The sequence below is a fragment of the Xanthobacter aminoxidans genome (assembly GCF_023571765.1).
Taxonomy (GTDB): Bacteria; Pseudomonadota; Alphaproteobacteria; order Rhizobiales; family Xanthobacteraceae; genus Xanthobacter; species Xanthobacter aminoxidans.
This window is the reverse complement of the sequence record NZ_JAMJXC010000013.1, coordinates 72,700-94,621: the sequence shown is the minus strand read 5'-3', so window position 1 is coordinate 94,621 and position 21,922 is coordinate 72,700. Positions and strand designations below refer to the sequence as shown.

General features: G+C 68.2%; 18 protein-coding genes and 1 tRNA gene. 5 read left to right on the top strand and 14 right to left on the bottom strand.

The genetic code is table 11. From position 1 onward, the window contains the following. Window positions 1-153: 153 nt before the first annotated feature. Complete coding sequence (locus tag EJ105_RS18795; protein WP_024279021.1) at window positions 154-513, bottom strand: septal ring lytic transglycosylase RlpA family protein; 360 nt, start codon at window positions 511-513, stop codon at window positions 154-156. Window positions 514-775: 262 nt separating this feature from the next. Here EJ105_RS18795 and EJ105_RS18790 point away from each other — a divergent pair. Beyond that, window positions 776-853, top strand: a tRNA-Pro gene (locus tag EJ105_RS18790). 434 nt (window positions 854-1,287) lie between these two features. Beyond that, a complete protein-coding gene (locus EJ105_RS18785; protein WP_250167595.1) occupies window positions 1,288-2,151 on the top strand; it encodes an MBL fold metallo-hydrolase in 864 nt (287 codons plus the stop codon). A gap of 187 nt (window positions 2,152-2,338) precedes the next feature. Here the strand turns inward: EJ105_RS18785 and EJ105_RS18780 are convergent, their stop codons facing one another. Further along, window positions 2,339-2,803: an SAM-dependent methyltransferase gene (locus EJ105_RS18780; protein ID WP_250167545.1), complete on the bottom strand. Its 465-nt coding sequence runs from the start codon at window positions 2,801-2,803 to the stop codon at window positions 2,339-2,341. Window positions 2,804-2,929: 126 nt separating this feature from the next. On the opposite strand from EJ105_RS18780, the gene mazG reads away from it, so the two are divergent. Beyond that, complete coding sequence (mazG, locus tag EJ105_RS18775) at window positions 2,930-3,778, top strand: nucleoside triphosphate pyrophosphohydrolase (RefSeq protein WP_250167544.1); 849 nt, start codon at window positions 2,930-2,932, stop codon at window positions 3,776-3,778. A gap of 16 nt (window positions 3,779-3,794) precedes the next feature. On the opposite strand, the gene hflX is transcribed toward mazG, so the two are convergent. The 11 genes from hflX to dusB form a co-directional block, all read right to left on the bottom strand. Further along, entirely contained in the window at window positions 3,795-5,174 is a 1,380-nt protein-coding gene (gene hflX / locus EJ105_RS18770) for a GTPase HflX (RefSeq protein WP_029877129.1), read from the bottom strand. A gap of 170 nt (window positions 5,175-5,344) precedes the next feature. Next, window positions 5,345-5,599, bottom strand: coding sequence for an RNA chaperone Hfq (gene hfq, locus EJ105_RS18765; RefSeq protein WP_024279016.1), 255 nt, complete (start codon window positions 5,597-5,599; stop codon window positions 5,345-5,347). Between the two features lie 149 nt (window positions 5,600-5,748). Then, complete coding sequence (locus tag EJ105_RS18760; protein ID WP_250167543.1) at window positions 5,749-6,606, bottom strand: D-amino-acid transaminase; 858 nt, start codon at window positions 6,604-6,606, stop codon at window positions 5,749-5,751. Window positions 6,607-6,620: 14 nt separating this feature from the next. After that, on the bottom strand, window positions 6,621-8,033 hold the full coding sequence (locus tag EJ105_RS18755) for a hypothetical protein (protein ID WP_250167542.1): 1,413 nt from the start codon (window positions 8,031-8,033) through the stop codon (window positions 6,621-6,623). Window positions 8,034-8,057: 24 nt separating this feature from the next. Next, window positions 8,058-9,434, bottom strand: coding sequence for a Trk system potassium transporter TrkA (trkA, locus tag EJ105_RS18750; RefSeq protein WP_250167541.1), 1,377 nt, complete (start codon window positions 9,432-9,434; stop codon window positions 8,058-8,060). A 108-nt stretch (window positions 9,435-9,542) separates the two neighbouring features. Beyond that, a complete protein-coding gene (gene ntrX, locus EJ105_RS18745; protein ID WP_024279012.1) occupies window positions 9,543-10,910 on the bottom strand; it encodes a nitrogen assimilation response regulator NtrX in 1,368 nt (455 codons plus the stop codon). Window positions 10,911-10,913: 3 nt separating this feature from the next. Continuing rightward, window positions 10,914-13,145 (bottom strand): sensor histidine kinase NtrY-like, encoded by a 2,232-nt coding sequence (locus EJ105_RS18740; RefSeq protein WP_284145530.1) that lies wholly within the window; start codon window positions 13,143-13,145, stop codon window positions 10,914-10,916. A gap of 242 nt (window positions 13,146-13,387) precedes the next feature. After that, on the bottom strand, window positions 13,388-14,203 hold the full coding sequence (locus EJ105_RS18735) for a substrate-binding domain-containing protein (RefSeq protein WP_250167539.1): 816 nt from the start codon (window positions 14,201-14,203) through the stop codon (window positions 13,388-13,390). Between the two features lie 119 nt (window positions 14,204-14,322). After that, window positions 14,323-15,765: a nitrogen regulation protein NR(I) gene (ntrC, locus tag EJ105_RS18730; protein WP_024279009.1), complete on the bottom strand. Its 1,443-nt coding sequence runs from the start codon at window positions 15,763-15,765 to the stop codon at window positions 14,323-14,325. A gap of 7 nt (window positions 15,766-15,772) precedes the next feature. Then, window positions 15,773-16,858, bottom strand: a complete 1,086-nt coding sequence (locus tag EJ105_RS18725; protein WP_156026471.1) for a two-component system sensor histidine kinase NtrB — start codon at window positions 16,856-16,858, stop codon at window positions 15,773-15,775. Between the two features lie 182 nt (window positions 16,859-17,040). Then, window positions 17,041-18,060, bottom strand: a complete 1,020-nt coding sequence (gene dusB / locus EJ105_RS18720; protein ID WP_284145529.1) for a tRNA dihydrouridine synthase DusB — start codon at window positions 18,058-18,060, stop codon at window positions 17,041-17,043. A 169-nt stretch (window positions 18,061-18,229) separates the two neighbouring features. On the opposite strand from dusB, the gene EJ105_RS18715 reads away from it, so the two are divergent. Together EJ105_RS18715 and EJ105_RS18710 are read left to right on the top strand one after the other, a co-directional pair. Then, complete coding sequence (locus EJ105_RS18715; protein ID WP_250167538.1) at window positions 18,230-19,426, top strand: bifunctional 2-C-methyl-D-erythritol 4-phosphate cytidylyltransferase/2-C-methyl-D-erythritol 2,4-cyclodiphosphate synthase; 1,197 nt, start codon at window positions 18,230-18,232, stop codon at window positions 19,424-19,426. A 2-nt stretch (window positions 19,427-19,428) separates the two neighbouring features. Continuing rightward, window positions 19,429-19,917: a CinA family protein gene (locus EJ105_RS18710; protein WP_250167537.1), complete on the top strand. Its 489-nt coding sequence runs from the start codon at window positions 19,429-19,431 to the stop codon at window positions 19,915-19,917. 53 nt (window positions 19,918-19,970) lie between these two features. Here EJ105_RS18710 and EJ105_RS18705 read toward each other — a convergent pair whose 3' ends face one another. Continuing rightward, window positions 19,971-21,827: an SPOR domain-containing protein gene (locus EJ105_RS18705; RefSeq protein ID WP_250167536.1), complete on the bottom strand. Its 1,857-nt coding sequence runs from the start codon at window positions 21,825-21,827 to the stop codon at window positions 19,971-19,973. Between the last annotated feature and the right edge of the window lie 95 nt (window positions 21,828-21,922).

Below are 21,922 nucleotides of genomic sequence, written 5' to 3'. Positions count from 1 at the left end.
TGAGCTGGGCGAATGCCGTCGGCTGATGGAAGGGCTGACCGGACGGCGGGGCGAGGCCAGAGCGGCCGACTGACCGGCCATCATCGGGGTCGAGCAAGGCCGGGCGCGAGGCGATCCCCAGGTACGCCCGGCCTTGCCTTCAATTCCGTCCGGTCACTCGACGACGGAGAGGGAAACGCGGGTGACGCCAGAGCCGGTAAATCCAAGCTCCGACGCTGCCGCCTTGGACACGTCGATCACCCGGCCACGGACGAACGGCCCGCGATCGTTGATGCGGACCACGACGGCTTTTCCATTGCGAAGATTGGTGACACGCACCTTGGTGCCGAAGGGCAGGGAACGATGGGCGGCCGTGTAGGCCGTCGGGTTGAAACGTTCACCACTCGCGGTGCTGCGGCCTTGCCAATAGTAGGAGGCGATGCCGGTGGAGGTGTCCGCGTTCGCCATGTTCGGAACGGCCATGGAGGCCGGCAGGGACAGGGCGGCGCAGGACAGGACCACACGTATCTTCATCCGTTCAATCTTCCGTGTTGTTGAGGAAGATCGCCGAATGACCGCGCAATCAGGCCACATTGACACGGTTCGCCGGCGAAAGAGTGGCGATTCGTTCTCCTCTGCCACAATCCCGCCGCGATGTAGCGCCGAATAGCGCAGCCTAAGGTGGTATCTTTATCCCGTTTGAATGATCCCTGGGGAGAGCGGCGCGCGCTTTGCACATTCGGTTCGGGAGGGGCTTGTCGGGGCCACGGTGATGGTCTAAGCCTCCCCTCCACGTCGGAGCGTAGCGCAGCCCGGTTAGCGCACTAGTCTGGGGGACTAGGGGTCGGAGGTTCAAATCCTCTCGCTCCGACCATTCCATCCCGGCATCCGCAGTATCCCATCCCATTTTCGATCTGTGTGATGCCTGGGCCTGAACAGCCTCGGAGCGCGGCCATTTTCTCCTCCCTCCTTTCGCAATTGCTGAGCCGCCGAATGGGGGAGCCGTTGACGCGCGCGGCGGCTGCTGCGGGCTGCGCGTCTGCACCGGGGTGCCGCCGATTATTCACCTGATGCTTCAGGCGAATCGTGATTCGCATCTCTTTGCTGACGTAAGATTTTTTGCCGAAACCTCATCCAACCTTGCAGGGTCGGTGCGGCGGCAAGTCCGCGGGATTTCGGGGCCAAGGACCGCTTCAGTCCCGATGAAAACGCCGCCCGACAAGGTGGTGCGGTGTGACTCCGAGCGCGATTTGGAGCACCCTGCGACAGATTCTGCGCCGGGTGATCCCGGACGCCGGGAGAGACGTGATGCCCCCCTCCAGCGACGCCGCGACCCTGACCTTCACCATCCTCGGCTGCGGCTCCTCGGGCGGCGTACCGCGGGTGGGGCAGGGGTGGGGCGCCTGCGATCCCGCCAATCCGCGCAATCGCCGCCGCCGTTGCTCGATGTTGGTGGAGCGCGTCGGGCCGGGCGGCAAAACCAGCGTTCTCGTCGATGCTTCTCCGGACCTGCGGGAGCAATTGCTCGGCGTGAACGTGACCCATCTGGACGCTGTGCTGTTCACCCACGAGCACGCCGACCACACCCACGGAATCGATGATCTGCGGCCGCTGGCCATTCACAACCGCAAGCGGGTCGACATCTATGCGGACGAAGATACCGCCCGCATCCTGCATCAGCGCTTCGGCTATTGCTTCGCTACGCCCCCGGGCAGCGCCTATCCGCCGATCCTGAACGACCATCGGTATCGGGAAGGCCGCGAGATCGTCATCGATGGCGCGGGCGGCCCGATCGCGGCGCTGCCGTTCCGCCAGCGGCACGGCGACATCGACGCCTTCGGCTTCCGGTTTGGCGGCGTGGCCTATTCAAGCGACGTGAACGGGTTTCCCGAAAACAGCCTGATGCATCTGCACAATCTCGACGTCTGGATCATCGACGCCCTGCGGGAGACGCCGCACCCCTCGCATTTCACGCTTCAGGAAGCGCTGGACCATGTGGCGCAGCTCAAGCCCAATCTCGCGATCCTGACCAACCTGCACACGGACCTCGATTATTCCACCCTGGCGGCGCGCCTGCCGGAGGGGGTGATTCCTGCCTACGACGGCATGCAGTTCACGTCAGACATCCGAAGCGGCGCGGTCGTCCACGAGCGGACTGGGGCGGCAGGCTAGCTACCTGAGCGACTCGGGCATTACTTTTGAAGCCTCACTTAAGTCACTGTCTTGGATTGATAAAATTGTGAATTTTGGTGGTACCGAACCGTGGTGTCCAGCGGAGCGAAGGTTGCCCGTCGCCATCTAAGTTCCATAATATCTCTTCTGCGATTATTGTTTTCAGGGGAGACGCGATCGCCCCGCCTCACGCGTGCTGCGCCTTCAGGTCGACCAGCGGCGTGCCGTCGAGACAGTCCAGGCCGCGCACCATCACCTTGAGCCCCTCTACGCCCACGAGCGTGACGACCGAGGACGCGATGGGGTTCGGCCGCACGGGCGAGCGCAGCGCGAAGGTGCCGCGGGTGCCGCCGTCGCGCGGGCTCTGGAGCACCAGGTCGCGCCGCGCCCGGTCCATCCAGTAGAGCACCTGGAGGTGCGGGCAGTCGGCGACGCCGGTCAGGGCATCCGCCCAGCGCGGATCAATCTCCAGCGTGCAGACCGGCCCCTCCTCCGGATCGCCGCGGCGCGGACAGGTCCCGCGCACCGTCCACGGCGTGCGGATGCGGCCGATGAAATAGAGCCCCGCATCGAACCGTTCCGGCAGCGCGACGCAGGTCTCGCCGGGCCGGATGTCGTCGTCGATGGGGCCGGTGGGCGCGATTTCGATCATGGGCGGGAATCCGTTGGACGCCGACAGCATAGGCGTCGCAACCCCGTGCTCAAAGGCGGCATCGGGCGCAGTCGCGCGCGGCGTGCCCGCGCATTAGGATGGTGCCCCATCCCTCCGGAGCCCCCCATGCAGCCCTCCCGCGATATTGCGCGCCTCATCGAGATCATGGCGGCCCTGCGCACGCCGGGCACCGGTTGCCCGTGGGATCTGGAGCAGACCTTCGCGACCATCGCGCCCTACACGCTGGAAGAGGCCTATGAGGTGGCGGATGCCATCGCCCGCGCCGACTTGCCGGACCTGAAGGAAGAGCTGGGCGACCTGCTGCTGCAGGTGGTGTTCCACGCCCGCCTGGCGGAGGAGCAGGGCGCCTTCGCCTTCCCTGACGTGGTGGAGGCCATCACCACCAAGCTGGTGCGGCGGCACCCCCATGTGTTCGGCGACGCCCGCGACCTGTCGCCGGAGGCGGTGAAGGGGATGTGGGCCGAGATCAAGGCACAGGAAAAGGCCGAGCGCGCCGCCGCCCGCGCTGCTGCCGGGCTGGCGCCGGAGGAGGGCGGAAAGGGGACCCTCTCGGGTGTCGCCCTGCCCCTCCCTGCCCTCACCCGCGCCTTGAAGCTTCAGGAGAAAGCCAGCCGCGTGGGCTTCGACTGGAACGACGCGCGGCAGGTGCTGGCCAAGATCCGCGAGGAGACGGAGGAGGTCTCGCAGGCCCTCGACGCCGGCGGCACCGAGGCCATCCGCGACGAGATCGGCGACCTGCTGTTTGCCGTGGTGAACCTCGCCCGTCATGCGGACGTCGATCCCGAGACGGCGCTGCGCGGCACCAACGAGAAATTCACCCGGCGCTTCGGCCACGTGGAGACGCAGCTCGCGGCGGATGGCCGCCGGCCCAACGATGCCAGCCTCGACGAGATGGAAGCCCTCTGGCAGGACGCCAAGCGGCTGGAGAAGCAGAGCGAGCGCGCGGCCGAATAGCCGCCCGCTCGCCGCCCTACATGGTGTGGACCCGTCGCGCCCCGAAGCGGCGGGCGACAAGGCCGGCGCGCTCCGGCGGGATGCGCAGGGCCACCTGCAGCACGCCGTCCTCGCCGGTGGTGCGCTCCAGCACCTCGCCATGGCGATACAGCCAGCCGAGCCCCTCGCCGTCCTCCGCCGCAAGGATCACCGAAAGCGTCACGCGCCCGGAGGTGATGCGACGCTCGATAACGCCCAGCAGATCGTCCGTCCCCTCCCCGGTCAGGGCCGAGACGGCAACGGGCGCCTCGGCCCCCGCACGCAAGGTCTGGTTCTGCACCTGCTCGCGAGCCTCGGGCGAAAGCCGGTCGATCTTGTTCCAGACCTCGATGACCCGGCCGCCGTCCTTGACCTCGACGCCGAGGTCTTCCAGCACGTCGGCCACATCCGCCGCCTGCGCCTCGGTATCGGGGTGGGAGATGTCGCGGACATGGAGGATGAGGTCTGCCTCCAGCACCTCTTCCAGCGTGGCCCGGAAGGCGGCGACGAGCTGGGTCGGCAGCTCGGAGATGAAGCCCACCGTGTCGGAGAGGATGATGCGGGTGCCATGCGGCAGGTCCACCGCCCGAAGGGTCGGGTCGAGGGTGGCGAACAGCAGATCCTTGGCCATCACCTCGGCGCGGGTCAGCCGGTTGAACAGCGTGGACTTGCCGGCGTTGGTGTAGCCCACCAGCGCAACGATGGGATACGGCACGCGCTTGCGGCTGGCCCGGTGCAGGCCGCGCGTGCGCTTCACCTGCTCCAGTTCCTTCTCGATGCGAATGATGCGATCGCCGATGAGACGGCGGTCGGCCTCGATCTGCGTCTCGCCCGGTCCGCCGAGGAAGCCGAAGCCGCCGCGCTGGCGTTCCAGATGGGTCCAGGAGCGCACCAGCCGGGAGCGCTGGTAATTGAGGTGGGCCAGTTCCACCTGCAACGCGCCTTCCTTGGTACGGGCGCGCATGCCGAAGATTTCGAGAATCAGCGCGGTGCGGTCCACCACCTTGGTGGACCAGGCCTTCTCCAGATTGCGCTGCTGCACGGGAGACAGAGCGGCGTCGAAGAAGACGAGATCCACATGCTCGGCCTCCACGATCGCCGCCAGCTCTTCCACCTTGCCGGTACCAAGATAGGTCGCGGGGCGGATCTCGGACAGCGATACGAGGCCGGAGAAGACGACGTTCAGCTCGATGGCGGCGGCAAGGCCCACGGCCTCGTCGAGCCGCGCCTCGGGGCTGCGCCGTTCCGGCGCGCCTCCCCTGCCCCGCCGGCTGACGACGGGCGTGACGACAGCACAGCGCACGGCCGGCGCGCGACGGTCGATACCGCCACGCGTGGGCTCGTGCGTCGTGTCGTGGGTGGGGCTTTCGGAATCCATCCCGGATTCGGGCAGCAGTGCCTCATGCTCGCCGGGGACCGGAATATCCTCCCCGGCGTCGATGGGACCTTCAACCTTGCGGCCTGCGAGCTTGGACGTTGCCGTCTTCGAGGTATCTGCCTTGGACTTTGAACGTCCGCCCGCCTTCTTCCCGCTTTGATGCTGCACGCTTAAGCCTTTTCTCCCCCATCGTCCGTGGGATCGAACAACTGAACCGGGTGACCCGGCATGATGGTGGAAATGGCGTGCTTGTAAACCAGCTGGGAATGCCCGTCCCGGCGCAGGAGCACGCAGAAATTATCGAACCAGGTAACGACGCCCTGCAATTTCACCCCGTTCACCAGGAAAATCGTGAGGGGAGTCTTGTTCTTGCGGACGTGATTGAGAAAAGTGTCTTGGAGATTTTGTGTCCGTTCCGCCGCCATTTTCGTATCCATTGTTTCGGCGTTGAGGCCCACGGGCAAGCGCACGTCTGGAGTGTACACCCCCGTGAGAGTTGGGCTGCTAGAATGGCACAGCCCCATGGCGGCGCAATATTATTTTGCTCCGCAACATGATCCGGTCTGGGACAAACTCAGGCGACTTCCGAAAAATCGTGGAATTTCAATCGCAAAGCCTTGGCGACGGGGCCGGGGACACCCGATCCAACCGGGGTGCCATCGATCATCACGACCGGCATGATGACCGTGGTCGCGGCCGAGATGAACGCCTCGTCGGCCGCGTGGGCCTCCGCAACCGTGAATGGCCGTTCCTCAACGGTATAGCCGAGATCCGCCGCCACCTCGAATGCCACAGTGCGGGTGATTCCCCTGAGGATACCGCTGTCTGCGGGGCGCGTGACGATGGTGCGGCCGGCGGTCACGATCCAGGCGTTGGTGGAGGCGCCTTCGGTCACATAGCCGTCGGCATCGACGAACCACGCCTCGCGCGCGCCGGCCTCCTTCGCCAACTGCTTCGCCAGCACGTTTGGCAGCAGGGAGACGCTCTTGATGTCGACCCGCGGCCAGCGATTCTCCGGCACGGTGATGACGGCGACGCCCTTGCGCGCCAGAGCTTCCTGCGCCTCCCGGTCCGTGCGGCGTGCGGTCACGACAATGGAGGGGGCGGTGTCGGGTGCGGGGAAGGCGTGGTCGCGACGCGCGACGCCCCGGGACACCTGCAGGTAGACCATGCCGTTGCGCACGTGGTTGCGGCGCACCACCTCGCGGAGCACGGCGGACAGTGCCGACCGTGACATGGGCGCTGCAATGAACAGCTCGCGCAGGGAGCGATCGAGCCGGTCGAGATGGCGGCGTTCGTCCACCAGGCGGCCGCCGAGCACCTCGCAGACTTCATAGACGCCGTCGGCGAACTGATAGCCGCGATCCTCCACATGCACGCTGGCGTCGCGATGGGGGAGATAGCGTCCGTTGACGTAGGCGATGCGCGACATGACTGCGTCGGCCCTCAGGTGCGCCAGATGGCGAGATGGATGAAGACGAAAAGCCCGATGATCTCCAGCCGCCCCGCGACCATGCCGATGCCGGCGACCAGCACCGAGCCCCACGGCAGGGAGGAGATGGCCGGCCAGCCGCCGCCCGCGGCGTCGTAGACCGGGCCGGTATTGGTGACGACCGCCGCCGCCGCAGCCAGTGCCGCATCGAGCGAGGGCAGGCCGGGGCTGAGCGCGATCACGCACAGGCCGTACAGGAAAGCGAGGCTCGCCGCCCCCGCCCAGACGCCCCGCATGGCGGAACCGACGCCGCCCTCCAGCGCCGAGGGCAGGACGATGTGGGGATAGACGAGGCGCAGGAGATCGCCCCGCGTGCGCAGCAGGATGGCGCGCAGCCGCAGCATCTTCAGCCCGCCCGCCACCGACAGCGCACCGCCGCCCAGCAGAACCACGAGGATGACAAGGCCGAGCGGCAGGTTGGCATAGGTGCCTTCGTGCGGGCCGATGCCGCTGGTCGAGATCAATGAGGCGGCGGTGAACAGGCCGTCACGCACCGCATCGAGCGACGACATCTCGTCGGTGCGGAACAGCAAGGCGCCGAGGATGATGCCGAGCACCGCCCACCAGCCGATGATGACGAGGCTTTCCACCTGCTCCGGCGCGGCATTGATGCGGCGGGTGATCAGTGCCCGGTGCCAGCGCACGCTGGTGGCGCTGAAGATGAGGAAGGGCAGCAGCAGCCACTTGGGTGTCTCGTCAAGCGCCAGCGCCAGTTGTGCCTCCGGCGGCAGATGGGCGCCGGCGGAGACGACAGCGGTGGCCAGCGTGAAGGCCACATAGAGGGTCTCGCCGGACGCGAGCAGCACGATCATCGCCAGCGCGGTCGCCGCCAGATAGGCGGGGCTGATCTCGCGCAGGACCTTCATCAGATCCACCACGTCGAGCGCGGTGCCGCCGCGCGGCGTGCGGTCCGGCAATCCGCCGAGGCCCGCCGGCGCCAGCACGGCGACCGCAGTGACCACTGTCAAGAGACCGCCGGCCCATTGCAGCAGGCCGAGGAAGACATAGAGGCTCGCCGGCCCCTGATGGAGCGCGGTGAGACCGGTCGCGGTGAAGGCGGAAAGCGCCTCGAACCAGGCCTGAAGCGGCGACAAGCCGGAGACGATGGCGACCGCCGGCGTCGCCATCAGCGGCAGCACAAGCCACATGCAGGCCACCAGCGCCACGGCACCGGTCCGCGTCAGCCGGGTCTCGAGCCCATGGGTGGTGAAGCGCAGCAGGCCGGCGAGGAACAGGCAGAAGCCGGACGTGGCGAGCCACACCGCTACGGGCCCCGTGCCGGAGCGCGCGGCGACCGCCATCGGCAGGAGCGCGAGCGCCCCGATGGCGGCGATGCCGGCGGCAAGCGGGCGGGCGGCGTTGGCCATAGGATTTCGCGTCCCGGGATCGGGTCAGAAGAATTCGAGCGCCACGCGGAACAGCTGCTCCACGCGCTTGATGCGATCGGCGAGGGCGAACAGCACCACCCGGTCGTGGGCGCGCACGACGAAATCGCCGCGCGGCAGCAGTACCTGCCCGTTGCGCACCACGGCGCCGATGCGCAGCCCGTCCAGCAGGCTGAGATCGCGCAGCGGCTTGCCCACCAGCGGCGAGGTTTCCAGCGCCTCCGCCTCGATCATCTCGCCAGAGCCGTCGAGCAGCGCATGGACGCCGCGGATGCGGCCGCGCCGCACATGCTGGAGCACCTTGGAAACCGTGATCTGGCGCGGGTTCACATGGGCGTCGATGCCGAGGCCGCGGGCGAAGGTGGCGTAGCCCTGCTCGTTCAGCAGCGCGAGAATGCGCTTCGCCCCCACCTGCTTGGAAAGAAGGCAGGAGAGGATGTTGATCCGGTCGTCGTTGGTGAGGGCGATCATGGTGTCCGCCTCCCCCACCCCCGCCTCGTCGAGAATGGCGCGTTCCAGCGCGTCGCCGTTGAGCACGACGGTGCGGCGCAGTTCCTCGGCGATGGTCTGCGAGCGCTCGCGGGACGCCTCGATCAGCTTCACGCGCGCGGCGGCGTTGCGCTTCTCCAGCTCGGTCGCGACGTAGTAGCCGATATTGCCACCGCCTGCGATGACGATGCGCTGGGCCGGCACCTCGTCATGGCCGAACAGGGAGAGCGTGCGCTGCACGTGGTCGGCCTGCGCGACGAAATAGACGAGATCGCCGGTGAGGATCTGGTCGTTGGAGCGGGGCACGAAAGTGCGCCCGGCCCGGCTCACCGCGACGATGGTCGCCTGGATGTCCGGGAAAAGCTCGGTCAGCTGCTTCAGCGGCGTGTCCACCACTGGGCAGTCCTCGGTGCAGGAAACGCCGACGATCACCACCGCGCCGTCCGCGAAACTCACCGTGTCGGAGGCGCCGGGCAGGGAAAGGCGGCGCAGCACCATCTCGCCCACCTCCACCTCGGGGGAGATGATGACGTCGATGGGCAGCTGGTCGCGGGAGAACAGGTCGCGCCATTCGGGGGCGAGATAGGTCTGGGCGCGGATGCGGGCGAGCTTGGTCGGCACGTTGAACAGGGCGTGGCCCACCTGGCAGGCCACCATGTTCACCTCGTCGTGGAGGGTCACGGCGATGAGCATGTCCGCCTGCTCGATGCCCGCGCGGGCGAGCACGTCCGGATGGGACCCCTGCCCCACCACGCCGCGCACGTCGAGCTGTTCCGTCACCATCTGGATGCGGCGCGGGGACGTGTCGATGATGGACACGTCGTTCTGCTCACCGGCGAGGCGCTCGGCGATGCCGAACCCCACCTGGCCCGCGCCGCAGATCACGACCTTCATGAACCCTCCCCCCGGCGCCCGGCCCCCGCAGGTCAGCGGACCGAACGCACCGATGCAGCCCCCTTTTCGGGCACCCCGTCAACCCGCCCCGGTCACGTCCGGGGACCTTCACCCTACGCCGAGAGCCTTAAGCTTTCGATGAAGGGCGGAGCGCTCCATGCCGACGAATTCGGCGGTGCGCGAGATGTTGCCGCCGAAACGGTTGATCTGGGCGGCGAGATATTCGCGCTCGAACACCTCGCGCGCCTCACGCAGCGGCAGGCCCATCAGATGCTCGCCGCCATTGCCGTTGGGCAGGGTCGGCACCAGCGCGCCCACGTCCGGCGGCAGCATGGCGGCGGTGATGGTTGCCTCCGGGTCGCCGCCGGCGAGAATGAGCAGGCGCTCCACATTGTTGCGCAGCTGGCGCACGTTGCCCGGCCAGTCGTGGGATTGCAGCACCGCCATGGCGTCCTCGCCGATGGGCCGGCGTGGCAGACCGGTGGTCTGGGAGATGCTGTCGAGGAAGAAGTCCACGAGATCGGGAATGTCCTCGCGCCGCTCGGCGAGCGGCGGCACGCGGATCGGCACCACCGAGAGGCGGTGATAGAGATCCTCGCGGAAGCGGCCCTTGGCAATCTCCTCCTCCAGGTTGCGCCCGGTGGAGGAGATGATGCGCACGTCCACCGTCACCTTGTCGTTGGAGCCGACGCGGGTGAAGGTCTGCTCCACGAGCACCCGCAGCACGCGGTTCTGCGTCTCCCGCGGCATGTCGGCGATCTCGTCGAGGAAGAGCGTGCCGCCGTGCGCCTCTTCCAGCGCCCCGCGCTTCTGCTCCCTGCCCTCCCCGTCCGCGACGCCGAACAGCTCGAACTCCAGCCGCTCCGGTGTCATGGCCGCGGAATTCAGCACCACGAACGGCCCCTGCGCGCGCCCGGAGACGCTGTGAACGAGCCGCGCGGTGAGTTCCTTGCCCGAACCGGACGGGCCGACGATGAGGATACGGCTGTTGGTGGGGCCGACCCGTTCGATGGTGCCCTTGAGCTGCTGGATGGCGCTGGAGCGGCCGACGAGGATGCGCCCGTGCGGCGTGAGCTGCTTCAGCTCCTTCAGCTCGCGCTTGAGACGCAGGGTCTCCAGCGCCCGCTCGGTGACCATCACCAGCCGGTCGGCATTAAACGGCTTCTCGATGAAGTCGTAGGCACCGCGCTTGATGGCGGCGACCGCGGTCTCGATGTTGCCGTGGCCGGAGATCATCACCACCGGCAGGTCCGGGTGCTGCGACTTGATCTCGTTGAGCAGTTCCAGGCCATCGAGGCGGCTGCCCTGCAGCCAGATGTCGAGGAACACGAGATTCGGCCGCCGCGAAGCAATGGCGCCGAGCGCGCCGTCGGCATCCCGGGCGGTGCGGGCGGAATAGCCCTCGTCCTCCAGAATGCCGGCGACCAGCTCGCCGATATCGGCCTCGTCGTCGACGATGAGGATGTCCATGGCCATGGATCAGGCCCTCCCTGCTTGAGGGACCGGTTGCGCCCCGCCCGCGCCGGCCGGTGGTAGACCATCCGCCCGCATCCGGAGCCTGATCCAGGCGCCGCGACCCTCGGGCGAATCGTTGAGTTCAATGCCGCCGCCGTGCTCTTCCATGATCTTGCCGACGATGGCGAGGCCGAGCCCCGTCCCCTTCTCGCGCGTGGTCACATAAGGCTCCAGCAGGCGGCTGCGTTTTTCGCGCGGTAGGCCCGCGCCGTTGTCGATGACGTCGATCAGGAGATCCTCCCCCGCCGCGGAGACGCGGACGCGGATGCGGCCCTTGCCGCGCTCGGCGTCCGGGACAGCCTCGATGGCTTCCGCGGCGTTCTTGAGAATGTTGGTGAGTGCCTGGCTGATGAGCCGGCGATCGAAGCGGGCCGGCTGCGCTGCCGGCAGCTCGGCCTCGAAGGTGACGTCGGGGTGTCCGACCCGCATGAGGAACACGGCTTGGCGGACCGTCTCGGCGAGATCCTGCGCATCCACCACGGGCTTAGGCATGCGGGCGAAGGAGGAGAACTCGTCCACCATGCGGCCGATGTCTCCCACCTGCCGGATAATGGTGTCGGTGCACTGGTCGAACACATCGCGATCCTGGGTGATGTGGCGTCCGTATTTGCGCTTCAGCCGCTCGGCGGACAGCTGGATGGGGGTAAGCGGGTTCTTGATCTCGTGGGCGATGCGCCGCGCCACGTCCGCCCATGCCGAAGTGCGCTGGGCGGTGATAAGGGCGGTGATGTCGTCAAGCGTCACCACCCAGCCGTGCGCCTCGGCTCCCGACTGCTCAGTGGTGACGCGCATGGCGAAGATGCGCTCGCGACCGTCGCGATGGACCGTGATGTTGCCCTGCACCGCCCGCTGCCCGGCGCCCCGCGCCTCCTCGAGCAGTGAGGCCGTCTCCGGCACCACCTCGGCGAGCGGGCGGCCGAGGCCCTCGGCCTCGGTGACACCGAGAAGGCGCTCGGCGGAGAGGTTGAGGATGGTGACGCGGGCCTCGGCATCAAGGCCGATCACGCCCGCGCCGACGCCGGAGAGCACCGCTTCGGTGAAGCGGCGGCGGCTGTCCATCTGGTCGCGGGCGCTGACCAGGGCGTTGCGCTGGGTCTTCAGCTCGCCGGTCATCTTGTTGAAGGTCTCGCCGAGGGTGGCGAGGTCGCCTTCCGCACGGTTCACCGGCACCTGGATGTCGAGATTGCCCTTGGCCACGCGATCCGCCGCCCACATCAGCCGGCGGATGGGCGCGACCAGCCATTTGGAGAAGGTCACGCCGAGCCACACCGCCGACAGGAGCACGATCAGCGTGACGATCGAATACATGGCGGCAAAGGCGAGCTGGACGCTGAACCGCCTCTGCTCCAGCGCGCGATAGTCCGCGAGCGTGTCGCTCGTCACCTTCAGGTAGCCCAGCACGCGCGGATCGATGGGGCGGGCTACGTAGAGGAAGAGATCGTCGAAGCCGATGAGCGGCACCACGGCGCCCACATAGTCGGCATCCACATAGATGATGGGCTGCTCGGCCGTGGCCTCGTTGATGGCGATGTTGGCGGGGACGAGGTATTCCCGGCCGGTGCGCAGGTTCGCCCGCTCCACCACGGAGAGGTCGCGGTGGATGATCTGGGCACCCGGCACGTTGCGCAGGGCCGCCTGGGCCGTCAGCACCTGGCGGAATTTTTCGATGTCCGTGTCGTAGAGGGTCTTCTGCTGCGACAGGTCGTTGGCCATGGCCAACGCGTCGCCGCGGATGGAGAGCGCGTGCTCGCGCACATAGGTCTGCGCCACCGAGGAGGCCGAGCCGACGATCTCCTGCGTGCGCTCGGAGAAATAGCGGTCGAGGGTCCGGTCCAGGGTGAAGCTTGCCACCAGCGCCACCACGACCGCCGGCACCACGGCGACAATGGCGAACAGGCCGATGATGCGCACATGGAGCCGCGAGGCGGCTCGGCCGCGCGCCCGCGCCTGCCAGATGCGCCAGACTTCCCGGCCAATGATGGCGAGCAGCGCGACCGCGGCGATTGCAGATGCGGCCAAGGCCTCGAGCGTCACCGTCGGCGTCGGCACGATGGAGGTGAGGCCCATGATGATGGCGAAGGTCGCCACCGCCAGAGCCAGCGACAGCACCACCACGACGGGCGCGAACAGGCGGGCGAACAGACTGCGCCGCGGCCTCACGTCTCTTGCGGCGTACCTGACCGGCTCATCGCTCATGTGTGCCTGACCGTCCCAACGCTACCGGCCGCGCGACGACTCGCGCAGTCCAGAGTGATGCAGTGGAACGACACTGGTGCAAAAATGTGACAGACGCATCCCCCTTCCACCGTATTTGCGGTGAGGGAGCAAAACGCAGGTAGCCGGGTCAACGAACGACCCGGCCTTTTCTGTCCATCCGAAAGATGAGGCCCCGCAAGAGTCCGTCCCCTGCGGGAGGGCGGCGCCCGGCCGCGATCGAATCAGCGCGCGGCTGGCAACGTGACCGGAATGAAGCCAAAATCCGACAGGGTCTTCTGGCCGGACGGGGAGAGGATGTACATGGCGAAGTCGGCGGCCGGCAGGGATGCCGTGTTGGCGAGCGTCAGCCCATATTCCGGCCCGACCGCGAGGTCGCGTGGCAACGCCACCACCTTGTACCTGCCGGGGTCCGCCTTGCTCATCTCCTGGGTACCTGAGCAGTAGTAGATCGCCACATCAGCGCTCTTGTCGCCGAGGGCCACGGCCAGCCGGTGGCGGCCGTTGAGCGGTCCGGTCGTGGCCGCGCCGCCGAATACCTGCTGCGCCTTTCCGCTCAACGTGGCGAACGCGCCCGGGTGCTGCTTGTCGATCAGCGCGAACAGCTCCCACGTATAGTCACCGCCCGGATCGGCTTTGGGCGTCGAGGTGGCGAGGCGGATGTCCGGCTTCAGCAGGGTCTCCACCAGCGTGTCGGACGCGAGCGCCGGGCCATCGGCCAGAGCGATGGCGCACAAAGCGTTGCGGGCGAACAGGACGCTGTCGCTGGCAAGGCCCTTGTCCGTCAGCGCTTGGGCGTGGGGCAGAGCGGCGGACGCGAAGATGTCGAAGGCGCCGCCGTTTTCCAGCTCGGTCCTGAGCACGCCGGACGGGCCCCATTTGGTGGAGACGTGATCCCTTGGGTGACTCCGGCCATATTCCGAGATCATCGCGTTGAAGGCGCCGGTGAGGCTGCCAGCCGCGACGAGGCGGATATCCTCGGCGCGGGACGTTGCGGCGGAAAGGCAAAGAAAAACAACGGCGCAAATGCGGGCGCGCATGGCAAGGCTCCGAAATGAACAAGCGAATGAGCTATATTCATTCGGATATATCGTGGCCGTCAATAAACCCCGCGGATGGGACACCCGCGGGGCGTGTGCGTCGTCTCAAGACGTGGGGGTCACCGCGACGTGCGGATCACCTGGATATCGAGATCGCGAATCTTCTTGCGCAACGTGTTGCGGTTGAGCCCGAGCAGTTCCGCCGCCTTGATCTGGTTGCCGCGGGTGGCAGCGAGCGCAGCGGAGAGGAGCGGATATTCCACGTCCTTCAAGATGCGGTGATAGAGGCCGGGCGGGGGCAGGTTCTCGCCGAAGCCGGAGAAATAGGTGTTGAGGTGGCGCTCGACCGAAGCGGCGAGCGTCGCGTCCACCGGGCCTTCTTCCGACAGCATGTTCGGCATGGGCTCGGAGAGCTCCGCCTCGATGATGGCGGGGGTGATGACCTCCTGCGGATAGAGCGCGGCGAGGCGGCGGACGAGGTTTTCCAGCTCGCGCACGTTGCCGGGCCAGCGATAGCGCTTCAGCCGGTCGAGGGCGGCGGTGTCAATCTGCTTGGCCGGCAGGCCTTCCCGCTCCGCTTGGAGGAAGAAGTGGCGAACGAGGTCCGGCACGTCCTCCGAGCGCTCGCGCAGCGGCGGCAGGCGCAGGGGCACCACGTTCAGGCGGAAGAACAGGTCTTCGCGGAACAGGCCCTGCTGGATCAGCGTGCGCAGATCCTTGTTGGTGGCGGCGATGATGCGCACGTCGGTCTTGATGGGCGTGCGCCCGCCAACCGTCGTGTATTCGCCCTGCTGGAGCACGCGCAGCAGGCGGGTCTGCGCCTCCATCGGCATGTCGCCGATCTCGTCGAGGAACAGCGTGCCGCCCTCCGCCTGCTCGAAGCGGCCGGGATTGCGGGTGGTGGCGCCGGTGAACGAACCCTTCTCGTGGCCGAACAGCTCGCTCTCGATGAGGTCGCGCGGGATGGCCGCCATGTTGATGGCGACGAACGGCCCGGTGCGGCGCTTGCCGTAATCGTGCAGCGCGCGGGCCACCAGCTCCTTGCCCGTGCCGCTCTCGCCCGCGATCATCACGGTGAGGTCGGTCTGCATCAGCCGGGCGAGGAGGCGGTAGATCTCCTGCATGGCGGGCGAGCGGCCCACCAGCGGGATGTTGTCCTGCTCCTCGGGGGCGTGGTGGTGACCGTCCCCCTTCTTGGGCTCCGACAAGGCGCGCCCGACGATGGAGATCAGCTCCTTCAGGTCGAAGGGCTTGGGCAGATATTCATAGGCCCCACGCTCGGAGGCGCGGATGGCGGTCATGAAGGTGTTCTGCGCGCTCATGACGATGACCGGCAGATCCGGCCGCGCCTTCTTGATGCGCGGCAGGAGGTCGAAGGCGTTCTCGTCGGGCATCACCACGTCGGTGATGACGAGATCGCCATCGCCCTGGCTCACCCAGCGCCACAGCGTGGCGGCGTTGCCGCAGGAACGCACCTCATATCCCGCGCGCGAGAGCGCCTGGTTGAGCACGGTGCGGATCGCGGCATCGTCGTCGGCGACCAGGATGCTTCCGGATGGCATCGACACCTCAATTGTCCTCTCGAACAGGGCTCTTGCCGCGATACATGGGCAGGAGCACGCGGAACGTGGTGCGGCGGGGCTGGCTGTCGCATTCGACGATGCCGCCGTGGTCGCCGATGATCTTCGCCACCAAAGCAAGACCGAGGCCAGAGCCGGTGGGCTTGGTGGTCACGAACGGGTCGAACAGGTGGGGCACGAGGTCGTCCGGCACGCCCTTGCCGTTGTCCCGCACGCAGAACTCAAGCGGCAGGCTGACGCGCGTGGAGGCGCCCGGCACCATCAGCCGCACGCCGGGGCGGAAAGCGGTGGAGAGCAGAATCTCGCCATCCTGGTCGCTGTCGATGGCTTCCGCCGCATTCTTCACCAGGTTCAGGAACACCTGGATGAGCTGGTCGCGGTTGGCGAGCACCGGCGGCAAGGAGGGATCGTACTCCTCCACGAAGCGGATATGGCGGGCAAAGCCCGAGGCCGCGAGCGTGCGCACATGCTCCAGAACCGCATGGATATTCACCGGCTCGCGCTCCACCGGGCGCTCGTCGGAGAACACCTCCATCCGGTCCACCAGCTTCACGATGCGGTCCGCCTCGTCGCAGATCAGGCGGGTCAGCGCCCGGTCCTCGTCGTCGGCGGACTGCTCCAGAAGCTGCGCCGCACCGCGGATGCCGGAGAGCGGGTTCTTGATCTCGTGGGCCAGCATGGAGGCGAGCGCGCTCACCGAACGGGCGGCGCCGCGGTGGGTGAGCTGGCGGTCCATCTTGTCGGCGATGGTGCGCTCCTGGAGCATCACCACCACATGGTCCGGCTGCTCGTTCACCGGCGCCACGTGGATGTCCACGATGCGCTCGCCGCCGTTGCGCGGTGTGCCGAGGTCCACCCGATATTCGTTCACCGGCGCGCCGCGCTGGCGCACCTGATCGATGAGGCCGAGGAGCGGCGTGCCGAACGGCACGAACTCGGTCAGGGGACGCCGGCGCAGCAGCGGCGCGCTGACCTCGAAAAAGGCTTCGGCCGCCACGTTGGCCTCCACCACATGGCCGTTGCCGGCGATGGTGAACAGCGGATGCGGCACGGCATCGAGAATGGCGCGCGTCATGCCGGGCTCGGCGTTGCCGGCCTTGGCGACAGGGTGAACGGGCGGGCTGACGGCTTCCTGCGCCGCCTCCATCTTCGCCGCCTCGTTGGCAACCTCCTTGCCCGCAGCCTTGGTCGCGGCCTTCGAACTGCCCTTGGCCTTTTTTTCCATCTTCCGTGTGTCTTGCTTTCTGGCTTCGGCCGTCATGCCGCGGCCCTCCACATGAGTTCGTCGTAGGCCGCCGTGATCCCGGCCTTCACGCGGCCGGGCTCGTCGAGCACCAGCAGCGCCTTGCGCCAGCGCTCCACGAAGGCGGCGCGTGCATTCCCCTGCCCTGTTGCCGCGGCATCGAGCGCCCAGCCGATATGCTTACGCGCCTGCCGGACGCCGAGGGCCGTGCCATAGAGCGAGAGCCAACCCTCGTAGAGTTCCAGCAGGATGTCCCGCTGCAGATCGAGCGGCGGATCCTCCTCGACCATGCGGCCGGCGAGCACCTGCGCCACCCGGCCCGGTAACCAGGGCCGGCCCTGCGCGCCACGGCCGATCATGAGTCCATCAGCACCGGATGCCGCGAGAATGGCCGGACCATCGGAAAGGCTCGTCACGTCGCCGTTGGCGATCACGGGGATCGATACGGCATCCTTCACCGCGCGGATGGCGCTCCAGTCCGCCCGGCCGGTGTAGAACTGGCAGCGGGTGCGGCCGTGGATCGTTACCATGGAAAGCCCGCACGCCTCCGCCATTTCGGCGAGGGCGACGGCGGTGGGCGAGCCATCGTCCCAGCCGAGGCGGGTCTTCACCGTGACCGGAACGCTGACCGCCCCGCGCACCTCCTCGAAGATGGCGCGCGCCAGAGGCAGGTCGCGCAGCAGGGCCGCGCCGGCGGCGCCGGTGGTCACGCGCTTGGCCGGGCAGCCCATGTTGATGTCGATGAGTCCGGCACCGGCGGCCTCTGCCACGCGCGCGGCCTCGCCCATGAGTCGCGGATCGTTGCCGGCGATCTGGACGGCGTGAAACGACACGCCCTCCCCTTCAGCGCGCAGCAGCATCTCGGGATGGCCATCGAGAAGCGCCTCGCTGGCGAGCATTTCTGATATGACGAGCCCCGCGCCATGGCGGACAGCCATCCGCCGCACCGGCGCATCGGTGATTCCCGCCATGGGGGCGAGGATGACCGGATTGGGCAGGGTCACGGCGCCGAGGCGCAACGCCGGAATGGACAATGGGACAGTCTCTTGCACAGAATTTAGGCCAGCTGTGTTCTGCCTACATCTTAGACAAATGTGCGCGGCACGCAAGGGCAGTGTGCGCACCGCTGCACCGCAGCATGTCCGGTCCCGACTTGCACTGCCAGCCTGACCCGCCGCCTTCATCCAAAAAGGAAGGCCGGCCGTGACCGGAACGTCGGCCACGAACTGCGTGGCGATCGTGGTGGCTGCCGGGCGCGGAAGCCGCGCGGGCGGGCCTTTGCCGAAGCAGTACCAGCAAATGGGCGGCGAGCCGGTGTTGCGCCGCACGCTGCGCCTTTTTTGCGAGCATCCGGCCATCACGGCCGTGCTTGCGGTCATCCATAGCGATGATTCAGGCCTCTTTGCGGACGCCGCGAAAGGCCTGCCCAAGATTCTGGCACCGGTTTCCGGTGGCGCGACGCGTCAGGACTCGGTGCGCGCGGGGCTCGAGGCGCTGGCCGGCGTCGATGCGCCGGCGGTCGTGCTGGTGCATGACGCCGCGCGCCCCTATGCGACGCCCGATCTCATCAGCCGGGCCATTGCAGCGGCAGGGAACGGCGATGCCGCGATCCCGGTGCTTGCCGTGACCGATACGGTGAAGCGCGTCGATGCGACCGGCGTCGTGGCGGAGACGCTGGACCGCGCCGTGCTGCGGGCCGTGCAGACGCCCCAGGCCTTCCGCTATGCCCCGCTTGTCGCCGCCCATCGGGCGGCGGCGGACAGCGGCGTCACGACGCTGACCGACGACGCCTCGGTGATGGAATGGGCCGGGCACAGGGTCGCTACCTTTGCCGGAGAGACAGGGAACATCAAATTGACCACAGCCGAAGACATGTCCCGCGCCGCCGCGACCTTCGCCGAACTGCCGGACGTGCGCACCGGCACCGGCTTCGACGTCCATGCCTTCGGCCCCGGCGACCATGTGATGCTCGGCGGTGTCGCGGTGCCCCACGGTTTCGGGCTGGTTGGCCATTCGGATGCCGACGTGGGCCTCCACGCCCTCACCGACGCCCTGCTGGGGGCGCTCTGCGACGGCGACATCGGCGCCCATTTCCCGCCCTCGGACCCGCAATGGAAAGGCGCGTCCTCCGACCGCTTCCTCGCCCATGCGGTGGACAAGGTGAAGACGCGCGGCGGGCGTATCGCCCATCTCGATCTCACCCTCATCTGCGAGGCGCCGAAGGTCGGCCCCCATCGTGATGCCATCCGTGCCGAGATCGCGCGCATTACCGGCGTTCCGGTCGCCCGCATCTCGGTGAAGGCCACCACCACGGAGAAGCTCGGCTTCACCGGCCGGCGCGAGGGCATCGCCGCCATGGCCAGCGCCACCATCCGCCTGCCGGCGGGAGAGGAGATCTGACGATGGACGAGGAAACCTACGCCCGCGCCGTCGCCGTCCTCGACGCCTTCCGCGCCCGCGGCTGGACGCTGGCAACGGCGGAATCCTGCACCGGCGGCCTCGTGGCCGGCGCCCTCACCGAGGTGCCGGGATCGTCGGATGTGGTGGACCGCGGCTTCGTCACCTATTCCAACGCCGCCAAGATGGCGATGATCGGCGTGCCCGAAGCGACCCTTGCCGCCCACGGCGCCGTGAGCGAGGCAACCGCCCGCGCCATGGCCGAGGGCGCGCTGAAGGCGGCAGGCGTGGATGCCGCGGTGGCCATCACCGGCGTGGCCGGGCCGGGCGGAGGCTCGGCGGCCAAGCCCGTGGGCCTCGTCCACTTCGCCTGTGCCCGTCGTGACGGCAACGTCGTCCACCGAGAGAAGCGATTCGGCGAGATCGGCCGCGCAGAGGTCCGCCGGCTGTCGGTTCTCGAGGCCCTCGACCTGCTGCGCAGCGCAGCGTCCTGAAAACGAAAAAGCCGCCCGAAGGCGGCTTTTCTGTCCTGAAAGGCGATCGCCCGTCAGTTCTTGGTCACGACGCAATCGCCCCCCTGCGCGCGCAGGGACTGACAGAGTTCGTTGGCTTGGTCGCGGCCGGCGAAGGGACCGACCTGGGCGCGGTAATAGATGCCCTTGTCGCCAAGGTCCGCCTTCTTGACCGTTGCCTTGTAGCTGCCGAGCAGGTTCGGATACTTGGCCTGCAGCGCCTTCCACGAGCCGAGCGCATCGCTCTCGGACCGCTGGGAAGCCACCTGCACCACATAGGTGCCGGCCGCCGTGGGCGCGGGAGACGTGCTTGCCGTCGCATCCGCAGGGGCGGAGGCGGGCACGGTGGTGACGGGATTGGGCTGGGGCAGCCCCACCGGGATCGGGTTCTGGCTCGGCGCATAGGCCGAGACGGCGCTGGAGGGCACGCCGGGCGTCACGCTGCCGTCGGCGCGCACGGTCATGGTGCGCACGCGCTTGGGCTCGGTGAGGTTCTGTGTCGCCTGCATGGGCTGCTGGGTCGCAGCCGGAGCGCTGTCCGCCGGGGCGCGGGCGGCAGACGTCACGTCCACCGGCTGCTCCTCGCGGGGCACCATCTTCTCGTTTCCGGCGGTCACGGGGCCGCCCACGCGGTCATAGATCGACTTCTGGGCGTCTGCCGTGGCCGGCGTCGTGGTCTTGGCCGGGGCGGAATCGGCCTTGATGACCGGCGGCGCGCTGGACGATGACATCAGGCCGGAGCGGCCCACGGCCATGTTGTAGGCGAACACGCCGGCAACACCCGCGACCAGGAGACCCACCAGCGAGACGCCGAGCAGAAGCGCGGTGCGACCACGGCGGCGGCGCGGCTCGGGCTCGTACATCTCATCGCCGTGGGGCGGCATGTAGCCGTCATCGGCATATTCGGGATCGTAGCGGTCGTCGTAGTCGTCGTAATCGTAGTCTTCGTCACGGCGCGCGGCGGAATAGGCATAGCCCGCCTCGTCCGTCTCGTCGTCGTAGCGCGCCGACTGGTGGGCCGGCTGGCCGGAGGCGGGACGACGGTCGTCCGGGTAACGCGCGTCCTGATACCGGGCATCTTGAGAGCGCGCGTCCTGACGATATCCCTGGGCATCCGCCCGGCCGTAAGCCTGCTGCGCCTGCGGGGCCTGCCCCTGCCCGTAGCCGGCGGCCCGCGCGCGGGGATCGGCGTTGCGGGGATCGGTCTGGTGAGGATCGGGCTGGCGCGGATCGTCTACGCCGTCGTCATAGTCGTCGTCGTAATCGTCATAATCCTGAGCCGGCGGCTGCTGCGGCGGCACGGCGCGGGCAGCGGCCGCATCGCGGGCGAGCGAGCCGTAACCCAGGCGAACGTCAGCCGCGCGCGGGTCCGCCGGGCGGGGCGCAGGGGCGTAGGACGGCGCAGGCTGGGCATAGCCGGACTGGCCATAGCCCTGCGGGGCGCGGGACTGGGGCTCCGGCGCATAAGAGGGCGCGGCGCGCGCCGGAACGGCGGGCTGGCGTGCGGGGGCGGTGTTCCACGCCTCGGCGTCGTCGTCCTCATCATAATCGTGTTCGACAGCGGCCGGACGCGGCGGCGGCTGGAGCGCGGCCCGCGTCGGCTGAGGCGGCACCAGACGCTGCGCCGGTGCGGGAGCTGCCGGCGGCGCATAGCGCTGCGCGGGGGCTGGGCGGGGGGCCGCCTGCTGGGGCGCGCCCGAACGGGACTGCTGTTCGGGCTGGAGCCCGTCGAAATCGTCGAAGGGATCGTGATCCATGAGCCGAGCGAGCTCGGCGAGGGGATCACGTCCACCCGCGCGATCGCCACTGGCGGCCTGCGCCGGCCGGGAGCCGGGGCCGCTTCCCGTGGCAGCATCGTCACGCCGGTAGCGGTACCTGCTTTCGTCGCCCATGTCGCCTCGATGTGTTGCGCCGCCCACCCGGCCGGATCCTCGCGAAATGGATCTTCGCGAACCGGCCACAAAGCCCCGCCCGCACCTCGGCCAGC